General features: G+C 69.6%; 12 protein-coding genes. 2 read left to right on the forward strand and 10 right to left on the reverse strand.

Annotated features, from left to right (window positions below):
- Positions 1–43: 43 nt before the first annotated feature.
- Positions 44–280 carry a type II toxin-antitoxin system antitoxin gene (locus LK06_RS21410; protein ID WP_039653068.1) on the reverse strand — a complete coding sequence of 79 codons (237 nt, stop codon included), beginning with the start codon at positions 278–280 and terminating at the stop codon, positions 44–46.
- Positions 277–1224, reverse strand: a complete 948-nt coding sequence (locus tag LK06_RS21415; protein ID WP_039653070.1) for an SPFH domain-containing protein — start codon at positions 1222–1224, stop codon at positions 277–279. The genes LK06_RS21410 and LK06_RS21415 overlap by 4 nt, the downstream gene beginning before the upstream one ends.
- Positions 1225–1441: 217 nt before the next feature.
- Here LK06_RS21415 and LK06_RS21420 point away from each other — a divergent pair, with 217 nt between their 5' ends.
- Positions 1442–3829: a transglycosylase domain-containing protein gene (locus tag LK06_RS21420; protein WP_039653096.1), complete on the forward strand. Its 2388-nt coding sequence runs from the start codon at positions 1442–1444 to the stop codon at positions 3827–3829.
- Positions 3830–3901: 72 nt separating this feature from the next.
- On the opposite strand, the gene LK06_RS21425 is transcribed toward LK06_RS21420, so the two are convergent.
- The 4 genes from LK06_RS21425 to LK06_RS21445 all read right to left on the reverse strand — a co-directional run bounded on the left by LK06_RS21425 (position 3902) and on the right by LK06_RS21445 (position 10557).
- Positions 3902–5998, reverse strand: a complete 2097-nt coding sequence (locus tag LK06_RS21425) for a SpoIIE family protein phosphatase (protein WP_039653098.1) — start codon at positions 5996–5998, stop codon at positions 3902–3904.
- Positions 5999–6294: 296 nt separating this feature from the next.
- The gene (fomD, locus tag LK06_RS21430; RefSeq protein ID WP_039653099.1) at positions 6295–6984 is read right to left on the reverse strand and encodes a cytidylyl-2-hydroxypropylphosphonate hydrolase; all 690 of its coding nucleotides are present in this window, start codon (positions 6982–6984) and stop codon (positions 6295–6297) included.
- An 84-nt stretch (positions 6985–7068) separates the two neighbouring features.
- A complete protein-coding gene (locus LK06_RS21435; protein ID WP_039653100.1) occupies positions 7069–8466 on the reverse strand; it encodes a class II fumarate hydratase in 1398 nt (465 codons plus the stop codon).
- A gap of 702 nt (positions 8467–9168) precedes the next feature.
- Positions 9169–10557: an AfsR/SARP family transcriptional regulator gene (locus LK06_RS21445; protein ID WP_234367468.1), complete on the reverse strand. Its 1389-nt coding sequence runs from the start codon at positions 10555–10557 to the stop codon at positions 9169–9171.
- Between the two features lie 155 nt (positions 10558–10712).
- Between LK06_RS21445 and LK06_RS21450 the strand changes: the two genes are divergently transcribed.
- Positions 10713–11546, forward strand: coding sequence for a macro domain-containing protein (locus tag LK06_RS21450; RefSeq protein ID WP_234367469.1), 834 nt, complete (start codon positions 10713–10715; stop codon positions 11544–11546).
- Positions 11547–11629: 83 nt separating this feature from the next.
- On the opposite strand, the gene LK06_RS21455 is transcribed toward LK06_RS21450, so the two are convergent.
- The 4 genes from LK06_RS21455 to LK06_RS21470 all read right to left on the reverse strand — a co-directional run bounded on the left by LK06_RS21455 (position 11630) and on the right by LK06_RS21470 (position 16635).
- Entirely contained in the window at positions 11630–12385 is a 756-nt protein-coding gene (locus LK06_RS21455; RefSeq protein WP_043406055.1) for a TIR domain-containing protein, read from the reverse strand.
- On the reverse strand, positions 12382–13968 hold the full coding sequence (locus tag LK06_RS21460) for a hypothetical protein (protein ID WP_043406052.1): 1587 nt from the start codon (positions 13966–13968) through the stop codon (positions 12382–12384). Before LK06_RS21460 ends, LK06_RS21455 begins: the two co-directional genes overlap by 4 nt.
- A 21-nt stretch (positions 13969–13989) precedes the next feature.
- Positions 13990–14751, reverse strand: a complete 762-nt coding sequence (locus tag LK06_RS21465) for a hypothetical protein (RefSeq protein ID WP_234367470.1) — start codon at positions 14749–14751, stop codon at positions 13990–13992.
- A 195-nt stretch (positions 14752–14946) separates the two neighbouring features.
- Entirely contained in the window at positions 14947–16635 is a 1689-nt protein-coding gene (locus LK06_RS21470) for a fumarate hydratase (protein ID WP_039653103.1), read from the reverse strand.
- Between the last annotated feature and the right edge of the window lie 27 nt (positions 16636–16662).

Raw genomic sequence — 16662 nt, forward strand, 5'->3', positions numbered from 1 at the left:
AGATCATCGCCAAGGGTGCGGCGGTGCAGGTGAGGGGCGTTTGTCACGGTTCAGTGACAGGCGGTCGGCCTCTGCGCGGCATGGGTTTGGTGTCCTTCGGCAGCCGCCCCGCTTCGGCCAGCGACTTGCGCAGCAGGAACTCGATCTGCGCGTTGGCCGAGCGCAGGTCCTCTCCGGCCCAGCGGGCCAGCGCCTCGTAGACCGACGGGTCGAGCCGCAGCAGCACCTGTTTGCGCTGCTGCGGCCGGCGCCGCGGAGTCTCGTCGGGAGAGTCCGTCACTGGTAGAGGGTCCCAGTGTTGAGGACCGGCTGCGGGGCCCGGTCGCCGCACAGCACGACCATCAGGTTGGAGACCATGGCTGCCTTGCGTTCCTCGTCCAGTTCCACGATGTCCCGCTCGGCGATCCGGGCGAGCGCTGCCTCGACCATGCCCACGGCGCCGTCGACGATCTCCCGCCGGGCGGCGACGACCGCGCCCGCCTGCTGCCGTTGGAGCATTGCCGAGGCGATCTCGGGGGCGTACGCGAGATGGGTGAAGCGCGATTCGACGACCTGCACTCCGGCCGCCTCGACCCGTGCCTGCAGTTCGACGGCCAGCTTCTCGGTGATTTCCTCGGCGTTGCCGCGCAGCGACAGGCCGTTCTCGTCGTGGGCGTCGTACGGGTACTCGATGGCGATGTGCCGCACGGCCGTCTCGGTCTGCGTGGCGACGAACTCGGCGTAGTCGTCCACCTCGAAGACGGCCTGGGCGGTGTCCTGGACCTTCCAGACCACGACCGCGGCCAACTCGATCGGGTTGCCGTAGGCGTCGTTGACCTTCAGTACGGCCGTCTCGTGGTTGCGTACCCGGGTGGAGATCCGGGTACGCGAGGTGAACGGGTTCACCCAACGCAGGCCGTCCTGACGGATCGTGCCCCGGTAGCGCCCGAAGAGCTGGACGACCCGCGCCTCGCCCGGTGCGACCGTATTCAGGCCGCGCATGGCGATCACCGCGGCGAGGAAGACCAGGATGCCGGTGATGATGAGTCCGGCCTTGGCGCCGACGACGGAGACCGCCGCGGCGGTGGCGAACAGCGCGACGGACGTGCCGAGTCCGAGCAGTCCGAGCAGCAGGGCGAGCCCGCCGCCGATGCTGTGAGCGGTGTACTCCCGTACCCCTGGGGCCGGCATCGCGGGTACGTCGGCGACGGTCGTCGCTTCCTGGGTGGTGTCTTGTACGGACATGAGTGGTCCCCCGTTCCTTGTCGTGCCTAGCTTGATTCTAGCTAAGTGATATCACTTTAACTGCCCAAGCAACCCTTGACCAGCCGTATCCGTCGGTTCCTTAGGGGGCGGGTGCTCATTGTCACGTCCGCAAAAGAGCGGATGAGACGCCCTTTGTCGTATAGGCGGGTGTTAGCTTTCGAAGCTGACCCCGAGACGGAAGCGAGCGTAGGGACTCATGGGACGAGCGGAAGAGAGACGAGCGCGACAGCGCGGTGGCCGCCGCGCGGCGTCCAAGGGCCGCCGCTCCGCACCCACGGTCGGCACCGGCTCCACCGCGGCTCCAGACAAGCCCGACCAACCCAAAAAGAGCCTCATACGCCGGATGTTCACCTGGAAGAAGATCCTCGGCACCATCTTCGGAACCTGTCTGCTGGCCATCGCCGGCTTCATCGGGCTCTACCTCTACGTGGACGTTCCGCCGCCCAACCTCGCCGCCCAACAGCAGAGCAACGTCTACAAGTTCAGCGACGGAACACTGCTGGCTCGCAGCGGCAAGACCAACCGCGAGATCGTCGGCCTCTCCAAAGTGCCCCGCAAGGTCCAGCTGACGTTCGTCGCGGCGGAGAACAAGACCTTCTACAAGGACGCCGGAGTCGACTTCAAGGGCACGGCCCGCGCCCTGCTCAACACGTTGGCGGGCAAGGGCAAGCAAGGCGGCTCGACGATCACCCAGCAGTACGTCAAGAACTACTACCTCAACCAGGACCAGACCGTCACCCGCAAGCTGAAGGAACTGGTCATCGCGTTGAAGGTGGACCGTGAGAAGTCCAAGGACGACATCCTCGCGGGCTACATCAACACCAGCTACTACGGCCGCAACGCCTACGGCATCCAGGCCGCAGCGCAGGCCTACTACCGCGTCGACGCCCAGGACCTGACGGTCGAGCAGGGCGCCTACCTCGCCGCCCTGCTCCAGGCGCCCAGCCAGTACGACTGGGCCGTCGCCACGCCCACCAGCAAACGACTGGTCAAGGCGCGCTGGAACTACGTCCTGAACAACATGGTCGAGCAGGGCTGGCTGCCCAAGACCAAGCGCGACGCCATGAAGTTCCCGACCCCCAAGGCGCCCAAGCCCGACGCCGGCCTCGGCGGGCAGAAGGGCTACCTGGTCGGCCTCGCCAACCAGCAGTTGGAACAGCAGCTCATGGCGCAGGACAGCAGCCTGAGCCAGACCGACGCGGAGAAGGCGGTCATCGCCAAGGGCTGGACCATCACCCTCAACATCGACCGGAAGAAGCAGGCCGCGCTGGAGAAGGCGGTCAAGTCCCAGCTCACCGGCCATCTCGACAAGAAGAAGCGCAGGGTCGACGGGTACGTACAGCCCGGCGCCGTCTCCGTCGACCCCAAGACGGGCGGGATCGTCGCCCTGTACGGCGGTCAGGACTACTACGCGCACTACAGCAGCAACGCGACCCGCCGCGACTTCCAGCCCGCGTCGACGTTCAAGCCGGTCATCCTCGCCGCCGCGCTCCGGAACAACGCCACCACCCAGGACGGCAAGCAGATCACCGCCGACACGATCTACGACGGCAACAGCCGCCGCCAGGCCGTGGACCACGGCGTCAAGGTCGGCTTCGCCCCGCCGAACGAGGACAACCAGAGTTACGGTTCCATCACCGTCCAGAAGGCCATGAACCTCTCGGTCAACTCCGTCTTCGCCCAGATGGGCGTGGACGTGGGGATGGACAAGGTGATGGACACGGCCAAGCAACTCGGCATGGACACCAAGGGTATGCAGGCCGTACCCGCCCAGACCCTGGGGTCGATGGGCGCCAGCCCACTGGAAATGGCCGGGATCTACGCCACCTTCGCCAACCACGGGAAGAAAGTGACCCCGTCGATCCTCAAGTCAGCTGAGCGGACGGGCCGTAGCGTGCAGTTGCCCGACGCGGTCGGCGACTCGGTGATCAGCCGTACGGCAGCCGACACGGTGACGTCCGTGCTCACCGGTGTGGTCGACGACGGCACTGCCCACAGCTCGGTGGAGGCCAACTCGCTGCGCGACGGCCAGCAGGTGGCCGGCAAGACGGGCACCTCCGACTGCAATCGCTCGGCCTGGTTCACCGGCTACACCCCCGACCTCGTCACCTCGGTCGGTTTGTTCGGCGAGGCGGACAAGGCCGGCGGCACCAATTGCGACGGCAGGCCGATCAAGAAGTGGGACCACGTCTCGATGAAGGGCGCGATGGGCAAGGGACGGGTGGACGGTGGTGGTCCTCCGGCACGGATCTGGGCCGCGTACACCTTCGGCGTGACGAAGAAGGCCGAGTTCGACCTGGACACCGCCCAGGGCGCGGCGGTTGAGCCGACCCAGACCCAGTCCGCCTCCCCGTCCCAGTCCCCGACCCAGACGCCGTCGCAGACGCCGACCAGCGAGTCGCCGACGACCGAGCCGCCCACGACCGAGCCGCCCACGAGCGCGCCGCCGACGACCGAGCCGCCGTCCCCGCCCCAGTCTCCGGGCCAGTCACCCACACAGACCCCGTCCCAGACGCCCACCAGTCAGGAGCCCACGGGTGACGGCACCCCGCCGTCAGACCCGCTGGCCAGCGGCGGTCAGTAGGGGCCGGCACATCTGAGGGGCGCCCGGAGTACACCGGGCGCCCCTCAGACGTGGCAGGACGGAACCGGGCCGTCAGCTCCGGTTCAGCTCGAACCACACCACCTTGCCGGTGCTCAGCCGGGTCGCGCCCCAGCGCCGGGCCAGCCTGTTGACCAGGTACAGGCCGCGCCCACCCTCGTCCGTGGCACGTGCCTGCCGCAGGCGCGGCAGCTGCGGAACGTCGTCGCCGACCTCACAGCGCAGCACGTCGGTGCGCAGCAGCCGTAGGGTTACCGGCCGGGACGTGTAGCGCACGGCGTTCGTTACCACCTCGCTGACCAGCAGCTCCACCGGATCCGTCAGCTCCTCCAGGCCCCAGCGGGCTAGTGCGCGCCGGGCCAGCCGGCGAGCCTGGCCGGGAGCGGAATTCTCCGGCTCCAGGGTCCAGCAGGCGACATCGCTCGGCGCGATTCCGTCGAACCGCGCAGCGAGCAGTGCGATGTCGTCGTCGCGGTCACCCGGGCCGAGCATGTCCAGCACCTCGTCGCACAGGGCTTCCAGGGGCGGTGGATGGTCCGGGCCGGTCAACTGAGCCGTCGCGGCGAGCTTCTCCCGCAACTGCTCTATACCGGTCCACACGTCCCGCAGCCGGGACTCCACCAGGCCATCGGTGTAGAGGAGCAGGGTGGCACCGGCCGGGGCGTCCAGTTCGACCGCCTCGAAGTCCACCCCACCGACGCCGATCGGCGCGCCCGGAGGTACCCGCAGCACCTCGGCCCGGCCGCCCAGGTGCAGCAGCACGGGCGGCGGATGGCCGGCGTTGGCGATGGTGATGCGGTGCGTGACCGGGTCGTAAACCGCGTACATGCAGGTCGCCATGCGGTCGGTGCCCAGCCGCTGCGCCTGCTCGTCCAGATGGTGCAGTACCTCCTGCGGGGGCAGATCGAGACCGGCCAGGGTCTGCGCGGTGGTACGCAGCTGACCCATGATCGCCGCGGACGTCATGGAGTGCCCCATGACATCGCCGACGACCAGCGCGACCCGGCTGCCCGGCAACGGGATCGCGTCGTACCAGTCGCCTCCGACCCGGGCGGTCTCCGCGGCCGGCAGGTACCGGGACGCCAGGCGGACACCGGTCGGCCGGGGCAGGGTCTCGGGCAACATGGTGCGCTGCAACTCGTCGGCGATATAGGCCTCACGGCCGTACAGCACCGCCTTGTCGATGCCGAGCGCACTGTGCGTGGCCAACTGTGCCGCCACCAACAGGTCGTCCGCCTCGAACGGGAGGCGCTCCGGGCGCCGCAGGAACAGCGCGGCGCCGATCACCCGGCGCCGCCCGCGCAGCGGCGCGAGGATCGCGTGGTGGCCGTCTGGTACCACGGCCTCGCTGCCCTCGCCGAGTAGTTCGGGCAGCGCGGCCCGGGCTGCGGGTGTGCCGGCGAACACCGGCCGTACCCCGCGCAGCACCTCGTTCAGCGCACCGCCGGGCCGCACCTCGCACAATTCGGTCGTCAGTGACGACAGCCCCACCAGCGGAACCGGTTCGGTCTCCGGCTCGAAGACCGGTGGCAGCAGCACCCCGTCGGTGTCCCGCTCCTCCGGTATCCGGTCGGTACGGCGCAGCCGCAGCACCACCGGTCCGGTGGGCCGTTCGTCGCCGACCGGCAGCGGGTCGCGCAGGTACACCAGGATCGCGTCCGAGAAGGTCGGCACCGTGGCCCGACACAACCCCATCACGATCTCGTCCAGGTCGAGCCCGCGGGCGATCCGCCGGGTGGCCGCTCCCACGAACCGCAGCCGGTCCCCGTCGCGCCGCATCGGCATGGGCCGCCCCGGCGGCAGCCCGCGCCCGGTACGGCGCTCCTGACCGCCCGGTGCACCCCGTTCCTGATCCGCACCGGGTTGCGGTGGGACTCCCTCCGGCGCGGGACGGGGCCGGTGGGCGCCGGGTTCGGCGGTGGCGGGCTGGGAGTGTTCGGGGCCGTTGACTGGGGGCTCCTTCCCCTTGCCGTCCTTTCCCCTGTCACAGGGCGTGGCCGTCCCTGGTCCGGCGGGTGCGCCGTCGGCCCGGGCCTGCACTGGTAAGGCAGGGGTACCGAGCTGTTTCGGGGCACGCAAACGTGCCCCGCGGGTCTCCGCGGGGTCGACGCCCGGCTGGGGGCGTTCGTAGGAGGTGGGCTGCTCCGTCACGCGTGTCGCATCCGTCCGTCCGGGGCTGCGCGCCCGGCGCGCAGTCGGTCCCGCAGAAATCCCGATACCCGCAATACGTGCCCCTGGAACGGAATTCCCGCGTGCTCAGAGGTTGTTCCCGTGCCACCGGCGAAGCCCCGGCGGCTGACCGTGGTGTTGCCCTGGTGCCTCTCGCTCACGTCTGTGCCGCCCCTCGGTGACGATTGGTCAAGCCCGGCGCATGCTCCGAAAGTTGCTCTTGTGCGCCCTTGCGGAGGACGATCCTACGTTTCTAGCCCGGGGGCGCATCAAGGGTCTCATGAGGACACGTGCGCGGGCGTACGGCCCCAGTCCTCGGGAAGTGACGGTACCGTCCAGGACGGGTCCGGGCGCCAGTCCGGCCAGTCGTCGGAGAACGGCGGCCCCCAGGAGCCGATCACCGCCACCGCGTCCCGCCCGGCCGCGCGCACCCGCTCTGCGGTGCGCGCGTCCATCAGTCCGTCCCGTTGGGCCTGCACGAACTCGTCCTCGTCCCGCCAGTGCCAACTGCGGTCAGGGTGGACGGAGATGTCCAGGAAGTAGTCCTCGGAGTCCACTCCGCCGTCCCAGCGGACCAGCGGCTGCTCCAGGTTGACGTACCAGTTCTTGAACTGCCAGCCCGGCTCCCAGAAGAGCCACACCGACCACGGCCGGCCGGGCTGGGCCAGTTTCAGTACGCCGGTGCCGAACCAACGGTCCCGCTGGACCGTGCGCGGCTTGGTGTAACGGGACTCCAGCGGCTCCAGGTGCACGGGGGTGCCGTCGGCCAGCACCGGCCTGACACACTCGGTGCCGGGTGCCATCCACACCGCGAGCAGGTCCGGGTCGTCGCGCACGACCGTGACGGGCCGGGCGATGTGGACGCCCTCGCCGGCGTTCTCCCGGTAGCGCCACAGGATGCGCGTTCCGGGTGTCCAGTACGCGGCAGGTCCGGCTTCGACTCGTGTCACCGCTCTGTCGTCCGTCATGTACAGATATTAGGTGCCGCGGGCATACGTCGCTGCGGTGCGCGTCACGGTGGTGCAGTGGTGGCTGGAAAGGTTCGCTCGTGCTTACGGGTGGGTCATCCGGAGGACATCCAGCGCCTCGTCGAGTTGCTCCGGTGTGAGGTCGCCCCGCTCGACATACCCGCCCTCCACGACGACCTCCCGGATGGTCTTCCGCTCGGCGAGGGACTTCTTGGCCACCTTCGCCGCCTCCTCGTAGCCGATGTACCTGTTCAGCGGGGTGACCACGGAGGGGGACGACTCGGCGTACTCGCGGGTGCGCTCACGGTCGGCGGTGGTGCCGTCCACCGTCCGGTCGGCCAGCAGCCGGGATGCGCCGGCGAGCAGTCGGATGGATTCGAGCACGTTCTTGGCCAGCACCGGGAGCATGACGTTCAGCTCGAAGTTCCCGGCGGCACCGGCGGTGGTGATGGTGGTGTCGTTGCCGATGACCTGGGCGGCGACCATCAACACGGCCTCGGGGACGACCGGGTTCACCTTGCCGGGCATGATCGAGGAGCCGGGCTGCAGATCCGGCAGCCGGATCTCGGCCAGCCCGGTGCGCGGCCCGGAGGACATCCAGCGCAGATCGTTGGCGATCTTGGTCAGGCTGACCGCGATCGTCTTGAGCTGCCCGCTGGTCTCCACGATCGCGTCCCGGGCGCCCTGTGCCTCGAAGTGGTCGCGGGCCTCGGTCAGTGGCAGCCCGGTGACCCGGGCGACTTCCTGGATGACGGCTGCGGAGAAACCGGGCGGGGTGTTGATGCCGGTGCCAACCGCCGTGCCGCCGAGGGGCAGCTCGGCGAGCCGGGGCAGTGCCGCCCGCAGCCGTTCGACGCCGTACCGCACCTGGGCCGCGTACCCGCCGAACTCCTGCCCGAGGGTCACCGGCGTTGCGTCCATCAGATGCGTCCGGCCGGACTTCACCACGTCCGCGAACTCCTCGGACTTGCGGGTCAGGGACGCTGCGAGGTGCTCCAGGGCGGGGATCACATCGTGGGTGACGGCGGCGGTGGCCGCGATGTGGATGGCGGACGGGAAGACGTCGTTGGACGATTGCGAGGCGTTGACCTGGTCGTTGGGGTGCACGTCCCGGCCGAGCCGCTCACCGGCGAGGGTGGCGATGACCTCGTTGGTGTTCATGTGGGACGAGGTCCCCGACCCCGTCTGGAACACGTCCACCGGGAAGTGCTCGTCCCACCTGCCCTCGGCGACCTCGCCTGCCGCCTCGCGGATCGCGTCGGCGACATCCTGGTCCAGCACTCCGAGTTCGGCGTTCACCTTCGCCGCCGCCGCCTTGATGCGCGCCAGCGCCTCGATGTGCGCCCGTTCGAGCCGCTGCCCGGAGACGGGGAAGTTCTCGACGGCGCGCTGGGTCTGCGCCCGCCACTTGGCGTGTGCCGGGACCCGGACCTCGCCCATCGAGTCGCGCTCGATCCGGTACTGCGGCTCTTCGCTCGTCATCGTCCTACCTCCGAAAACGTGAGCACGTGGCGCGGCACGCGTATTCCCCTCGTTGCTACCCGCAAGTAAATACCGGGGTGACACCTGCATCGGGGAGGCTCCATGGAGCGCGTCGGAACCAGGATCAGACGGACGGCCGGCGCAGCCGCGGCGGCCGCCATCGTGTTCGCGGGCCTCACGGCCCCCGCCGGCCACGCGGCCCCGGTCACCGCGGGCACCACCCCCTCCCGCCCGGCCTGGAACGCATCCGCGCCGCCGAGGCCACCGCCCTGTACGGAGACCCGGCCGAGAGGCCGCTGGTCGACCGCAGGGTTCACTGCACGTGGAGCTGACCCACGACTGGTGTCTCGATGTGCCGGGCGGCTCGTGCACCACAGGAACGGGCCTGATCCTGTGGAACTGCCACGGGGGTGCCAACCAGCGGTTTGTGCGGCGTTCGGGCACCATTCGCCCGGCCCGGCACCCGACCTGTGCCTGACGCTGGGCGCGGCCAGGGAGCGGATCAGGCTCCGCGGCGGCGACGGTTCGGCGAACCAGCGCTTCGAGTGAACCGGTGCCGCAGAGCGCCGACGTCCCGGTGCCCCGGGTGCTGCCGATCCCCGACGACCTCGGCGCACCGGCGAGTGGATCGGAAGCGTTCCGGAAGCGGCCGGCGGCTGTCTGCGGAAGCGGCGCCGGATCTTTGCTGGGGGAGTGAAAAGGTCAGCTCACCTTGGTCGGCGGGGGCGTCAGCCCCCGCTCGTCCACGGCCCGGAGGAACGCCTCGACCGCCGACAGGTCGGTCCGCTCCAGCTCGTCGCCGCGGATGACGACACGCAACTCGGGGCAGACGGCCGGATCCTGGTGCAGGCTCCGGACGAAGGTCTCGATGATCAACAACAGCAGCTGGGTGCGGTCGAGTTCGACGATACGGGACAGCCCGGCGCCGATCAGCGGTACCGCCACGGGTTTGAACAGTCCGTGCAGGGCGACCGTCGGCCACAGGCGCTCCAGGCTCAGCCGCAGGTCCGCCGGGGCGGAGCGGGCGCGCAGGTCGTTGCCCAGCCGGGAGTAGGCGAGGGCGAAGACGCGGCGCGTGCCGACGGGCACCGCCACCGCCGTGCCGACCGGATAGCGAGTGCGCCGGCCGCGCCGCTTGGCCCGGATGCTCTCCGTGCCCAGCGGGGTGAACTCCTTCAGCCCGCGGCGCAGTTTGTCGTCGAGGAGCCGGTGCCGCCCCTCGAAGAGGCGGTCGACCAGCTGACCCTGCACGCTCTCCCGACTGATTACGACGTCGTCGGTGGAGGTGTCGAAGGTGTCGGAGAACCCCACGACCAGATTGGCGTCTTCCTGGTCGAACAGGTCGCCGCGCACCACGACGACGTCCACCCGCAGTCCGCGCAGGGTGTGGCGCAGCAGGTCGCCGCCGTGCCGCGCGCGCAGCCGAGCCCTCAGCCGCGCGAGGGTTGCAGCGGCCTCGGGGTCGTCTGGTTGTTCCCGGGCAGTCAGTTCGGCTACGGACAGGGCGAGTTCGTAGCGGCCCAGCGCGGTGTGTCCGGCGATCAACTCTCGCAGGGCGGTCTCGCGAAGCTGGGTGAGTCGCCGGACCGGTGCTGTCGCGAAGTCCTCACCGTGCACCTCGGCCAGCGGTTGCCCGTGCCAGAGCCGCAGCGCCTCCGCGAGCATCCGGACGGCCGATGCCGGTGCCGCACGCAGCGCGTCGCCCACCAGATGAGTGAACTCGGTGCTGTCCAATTCGGCCACGGACAGGTTCAGCTGGTAGGTGCTCTCGGCCCCGCGCGCGGTCGGCAGCTGTCCGGTGGTGACGATCCGGGCGCCCTGACCGGGGCCGGCGAGGTCGAACGCGCGTCGCAGCTCCAGGATCCGTTTCTGCACCTCGTTGCGGTTGCGCAGGTCCTGGCGTGGCAGTTCGACGGTCTGCTGCCAGACGTCCCGGTAGAGCTGTCGTGCGGTCACGGCCCCGCCCTCGGCGGCGACCAGGCGGACCAGCAGCCGCGCGGTCAGCGGGGTGAGACGCACCGGAGTGCCGTTCACGTCCAGGCGGACGGGGCCCAGGACGTGTACGCGCACGCAGGGTGTGCGGGTCTGCACGCGCTTCGCCCCCTCCGCTGCGTGGCGTCCCGACAGCAGTGTCGTCAGCGTACCAAGGTGTTTTGGAGGGAAACATGCGATCGACCGGTCCGCTCCCGTCGTTCCGTCTGGCACGTCCCCGGCTTCCGGGGTCGCGGCGTGGGCGACGGGTGTTCGTGGGCAGCGTGTTGGCGGCCTTCGGCGGTGTGTCTGCCGTCGTGCAGTTCGCCGGCCAGTTGTTCCCGGGCACCGTTTCCCGCCCCGGTCCGGTGCTGTTCGCCTCCGTGGCCCTGTGCCTGGCCTGGGGACTGGCCCGGGCGCGTCCGCAGTCCGCTGTACGGCAGGAGTTCGGGCGCCCCGGCATGACGGTGACGGTGGGGGAGGGCGACCTCTTCGATCAGCCCGGCCATCTGGTGGTGGGGTTCACCGACACCTTCGACACGCTGGTCGACGACGGTGTGGTCATCAACGACGCGAGCGTGCAAGGGCAGTTGCTCGCCCGCCACTACGCGGGGGACGCCGGGCGGCTGGACGCGGAGCTGGCCGTCGCGCTGGACGGCGTGTCCCCGGTGGCGCGGGAGAGTGCGCGGGACAAACCGCGGGGCAAGCGCGAGCGGTATCCGATCGGGACCGTCGCCGTTCTTGGCAACCGGCCGCAGCTGGTCTTCGCCGTCGCCTACAGCCGGATGGGCAACGACTGCGTCGCCTCCTCCGGAGTGCAGGACCTGTGGCTCGGTCTGGACCGGCTGTGGGACGCCGTCCACCGCCACGGCCAGCTGGAACGGGTGACCATGCCGTTGACCGGGGCGGGGCTCGCCAGGCTGCACGACCTCGACGAGGACAGCCTGCTGCGGCTGATCCTGCTGTCGTTCGTCGTGCACTCGTGGGAACGGATGGTCTGCCGTGAGCTGCACGTGGTGGTCCGGCCCGGCGAGCTGGCGCGGATCAACCTGCGGGAGGTCGGTGCGTTCCTGGCCACCCTGGCGGCGGGCGTCCGGCGCTACGTCTGATGCCGGACGTCCGCCGCCACGGTGAAGAGCGGTACGGGCCCTCCCCCCTCGGCCCTGGACGACCACGGGGCCCGTACCGCGGCTCAGCGGGACGGCGGCACGTCCCGCCCGGTGCGGCCGTACGCCGACAGGTGGCGGTACGGCCAGGTCTGGCGCCAGTCGGAACCGGTGTCGTTGACCTTGCAGCCGGCCAGTTTCAACCGTTCGGTGATCTTGCCCAGGGCGGTGGCCGAGCCGTCGAACCGGATGACGTTCATGCCGGCGATGTCGGAGATCGTGCGCAGTGGACCGACCTCCACCAGCAGCGTGCGCTCCGGGTAGGCCATCAGCACCATGCCCAGTTCGATCAGCACGTTCGGCCGGGGCTGACCCGTCGGCCCGCTTTCATAGGGCGGCTCGTTCGCACCCCGCAGTTCCGGGTGCAGCTGCACGACGTCGTCCGGGGTGAGCAGCACGAGGGCCGCTTGGGCCTGAGCGGGGGCCTTCGCGATGACCTCGCCGAGGAACGGCGCCGTCTTGCCGGTGGCCCTGACCAGGTCCTCCCACTCCAGCGGACGCAGATCGAGCAGGCGCAGGAGGTCGAACATCTTCATCCGCACCTCCTCGTCCCGCCCGTGGATGACGAAGACGTTGCGGCCGCGGTCCGGGGAAGGGCCAGGACCCTCCTGGGTCCGGGGCCCGGGGTCGGCGCCGGGCGGGGCGCCGTCGTAGAAGTTCTGCGTCCCCGAGTTGACGGTGCCGTTGTTGCTGTTCACGAAGTTGTTGTTGCGGCCGAAGTCGTTGCCGCTTCCGTAGTTGCTGCTGCTGCCGGAGATGCCGCCCGTAGAAGTTCCGGTCATGAGGATCCCTCCCCCTGGCTGCCGCCAGAGCCGCGCTGGTAGTTCTGCGTCCCCGAGTTGACGTTTCCGTAGTTCCTGTCCACGAAGTTGTTGTTGCTCCCGTAGTCGTTGAGGATCTTCGTCTGGCGGGCTTGGTGGTCCGCCAGGTCCACGTTGTGCTTGTGCAGGAACTCCCGGGTGAACTGGAGGAGTTGGCGTTCCACGATCTGGGTGTACTTGATCATGTCCGTCCTCTGGAAGAAGACGTGGAAGTCGTCGGCCGTCGCCAGCTCCCGGATACTGGCGAGCGCACCGCGGTTCAGCATGGTGTCCGCGTAGCGGCCGAGGCGGAACTCGCTGGTGTCGCGCGGTTGCAGCACCCAGATCCGGGTCTTGTTCCACCGCCATGGGAGGAGGTTGGGCAGCCAGGAGCGCAACTGGGCGAGGACGGGCCGCAGCGTGGCCTCGGGTGTGCTGCGCAGGGTGTGCCAGGCGACCCTGAGCAGCAGCCGGACGTTCAGGGCGGCGGGGAGCCGGTCCACCAGGTGGAAGCTTGCGTGGACCGGCGCCAGCACGTACGAGTAGAACTCGGTGTGCAGCGTGTTCCCCTTGAGGTCGAAGCCCGCGAACGTCGTGGTGACCAGCTCCTGGCTCCACGATCCCACCCGGACGCACAGGTAGGTGCGTTTCGAGTGGTAGGAGTCCTCCCAGTGGCCGTCGTGCTCTCCCGGGGACGGCTCCCACACTCCGAGGCGGGTGGTGACGGAGGTGGTGAACGTGCTCCGTTCGACGGCGAGTCCGTCGATCCGTTCCGACGGGCGGGCCCGGTCGCGCAGTTCGGCGTTCATGCGGTCGGCGACGTAGTCGGTGATGTCCCCCACGGTGAAGGGGATGACTTCCTTCCGCTCCGGTTCCTGACGGGTTGCTTCAGGGGGCGTGGGGGCGCCCGGTCCATGTCGGCGGTGCTCGACCTCCGGCAGCGGCGCGCCGACCAGCAGCAGGGCGGTGGACCAGCTTCGCACCTGTGTGCCCGCGCCGACGAACGGTTTGTAGCCGCCGTAGCGGATCAGAGTGCCGTCCGACGCCTGCTCCTGGTTGATCTTGGCCACCAGCTCGGCGGTCAGCCGGCGGTGCTCGGGGCGGGAGCCGTCGAACCCGCTCGTCCGGTCCCCCGGGCCGGTGCGGCGGCGCAGCCGGGTCATCAGGGTCTGCAGGGTGATGACCCGCCGTAAGTACGCGGTGACCCACACCAGCCACACCTCCGTCAGCGACGCGGTGACCACGTTCAGGACGCCGGCGCGGGTGAGGAGGAAGGTGAGGAGGAGGCCCGCGGCGAGGACGACCAGCCGGGCACGGTGCAGCCGGCGTGCCGCCAGGGCATGTGCGAGCACGGGGACCGCGTCGTAACCGTACGACGGTGCCACCACCCGGAAGCGGTGGGTCAGCAACTCACGGATGACGGTGGCGCGGTACACCGGATCGAGATAGGTGCCCGCGCACAGCAGCCGGGTGGCATTGCTCGCGGTGTACCCGGACCGCAGGTCCGGGGCCGGTCCGGGCGGCCCCGGCGGCTGAGCGGGAACGGAAAGGGTGTCGGTCGCCATGGCGTCGTTGCTCCGCTCTGTTCAACCAGTAGGGGTCATCGAGGCTTTGGTGATGATTCCGTTCACCACGGTGTAGTGGCCGCGGTACGACTTCTGCGAGCCGTCGCTCTGCCGCGCGAGCAGGGCCACCGAGACCGTCGTGCCCTGGACGGAGTTGACCGTGACCTGGTCCTGCTCGGTCTTGTCGAAGCCCGATACGAAGGCCGAGAAGGACGGGGCGAGGTTCTTGCCGCCCCGGTCCCAGGCGGTCCGGAAGTCGTGGGCGTTGATGGCCGCGTAGTAGCGGACGACCGTCGCGGCGGGACCCGTCGCCCCGGCCCCGGCCGTGTCCTCGGCGCTTGCCGTGCTCACCGGGCTCACCGGGTTCGCGGGATACCCGGTGTTCCCGAGCCCGCTCTCCGTGTCGAGCGGGCTCGGGTAGGTGTCCGTGGTGTCCGGGCCGTCGGCGGGTCCCCACGGCGCCGTGCTGTAGGTCGTGGCGGTGTCCGGCGCCGCCGAGCGTGTGACCCGCGGCTCGTAGGAGTGGCCACGGTAGCTGTCCACGGTCGCGCCGGTGGACCCGGTGCTGTCCGTGGCCAGTCGGGGCAGGGCGCCTATCAGCAGGATCAGCAGCAGGGGGACACCCGCGATGAGCAGCGCGTATATCCGGTCCTGGCCGGCCGTGGGTAACACGCTCGGCGGCTTGTAGGTGTGGTTCATCGGTCCTCGCAGTTCCCGGCAGAGCACCGGGTTCTCGCTCGTCTCGTCGGTACGACCGGAGTCACTCTGCCCGACCTTCGCCAAGTCGGGGCTGGTTTCGCCGCTTCCGATGCGCTTCCGATCCTGGACCGGTGGGCCCGGCCGTCCCGGACGGCCCCGGGCGCCCGTGCCCACCGCTCCGGCGACACGTCACGACCAGCCCGTACCCCGCAGCGGAGCCCGGGTACGCAGGGAGCCCCCGGCCACGGCCGGGGGCTCCCTGCGGGTGTCGCGGACAGGTCAGCCGAGGCCAGGCCCCCGGACGGGGATGTTCGTGAACGTCGGCTGCGGAGCCGGGTTTTGGAAGAAGTCGTTGCCCTTGTCGTCCACCACGATGAACGCCGGGAAGTCCTCGACCTCGATCTTCCAGATGGCTTCCATGCCCAGTTCCTCGTACTCCAGGACCTCGACCTTCTTGATGCAGTCCTGGGCGAGACGGGCCGCCGGCCCACCGATCGAACCGAGGTAGAAGCCGCCGTGCGCGTGGCACGCGTCGGTGACCTGCTTGCTGCGGTTGCCCTTGGCGAGCATCACCTTCGAGCCGCCCGCGGCCTGGAACTGCGCTACGTACGAGTCCATGCGGCCGGCCGTCGTCGGGCCGAAGGAACCGGAGGCGTATCCCTCGGGGGTCTTCGCCGGCCCGGCGTAGTACACCGGGTGGTCCTTCAGGTACTGAGGCATCTCCTCGCCCGCGTCCAACCGCTCCTTGATCTTGGCATGGGCGATGTCCCGGGCCACGACCAGTGGACCGGTCAGCGAGAGCCGGGTCTTGACCGGGTACTTGGTCAACTCGGCGAGGACCGTCTCCATCGGTTGGTTCAGGTCGATCCGGACGACGTCGGAGGACTCGTCGAGGTGCTCGTCCGTGGTCTCCGGCAGGAAGCGCGCCGGGTCCTTCTCCAACTGCTCCAGGAAGACGCCCTCGGGAGTGATCTTCGCCAGTGCCTGGCGGTCGGCCGAGCAGGAGACGGCGATGGCGACCGGACAGGACGCACCGTGCCGGGGAAGACGGACCACGCGGACGTCGTGGCAGAAGTACTTGCCGCCGAACTGCGCGCCGATGCCGATCTTCTGGGTCAGCTCGAAGACCTTCTCCTCCAACTCCTCGTCCCGGAAGCCGTGGCCGAGCGGCGAGCCCTCGGTGGGCAGGTTGTCCAAGTAGTGGGCGGAGGCGTACTTCGCGGTCTTCAGCGCGTACTCGGCACTGGTACCGCCGACGACGATCGCCAGGTGGTACGGCGGACAGGCGGCCGTACCGAGCGAGCGGATCTTCTCCTCCAGGAACTTCATCATGGCGGACTCGTTCAGGACGGCCTTCGTCTCCTGGTAGAGGAAGGACTTGTTGGCGGAGCCGCCGCCCTTCGCCATGAACAGGAACTTGTAGGCGCCGCCGTCGGTCGCGTACAGCTCGATCTGGGCCGGCAGGTTGGAGCCGGTGTTCTTCTCCTCCCACATGGTGAGCGGAGCCATCTGCGAGTAGCGCAGGTTGAGCTTGGTGTAGGCGTCGTGGATGCCGTGTGAGAGGTGCTTGTCGTCCTCTCCTTCGGTCAGGACGTTCTGCCCGCGCTTGCCCATCACGATCGCCGTGCCGGTGTCCTGGCACATGGGGAGCACCCCGGCCGCCGCGATATTGGCGTTCTTCAGCAGGTCGAGCGCGACGAACTTGTCGTTGCTCGACGCCTCCGGGTCGTCGACGATGCGGCGCAACTGTGCCAGGTGGGCCGGGCGCAGGTAATGCTGGATGTCGTGGACGGCTTCCGCGGCCAGCTTGCGCAGCGCCTCCGGTTCCACCGTGAGGAACGTCCGCCCGTCCGGCCCTTCGACCGTGGAGACGCCCTCGGAGGTCACCAGCCGGTATGGGGTGGTGTCCTCACCCTGGGGGAGCAGGTCGGTGTACTCGAACGCTGGGCGGGTGGAACTACTCGGCATCTCAGCCCATTCCTCACTCTGACGGAC

It is taken from the genome of Streptomyces pluripotens (genome assembly GCF_000802245.2).
In the GTDB taxonomy this organism is placed as follows: Bacteria; Actinomycetota; Actinomycetes; order Streptomycetales; family Streptomycetaceae; genus Streptomyces; species Streptomyces pluripotens.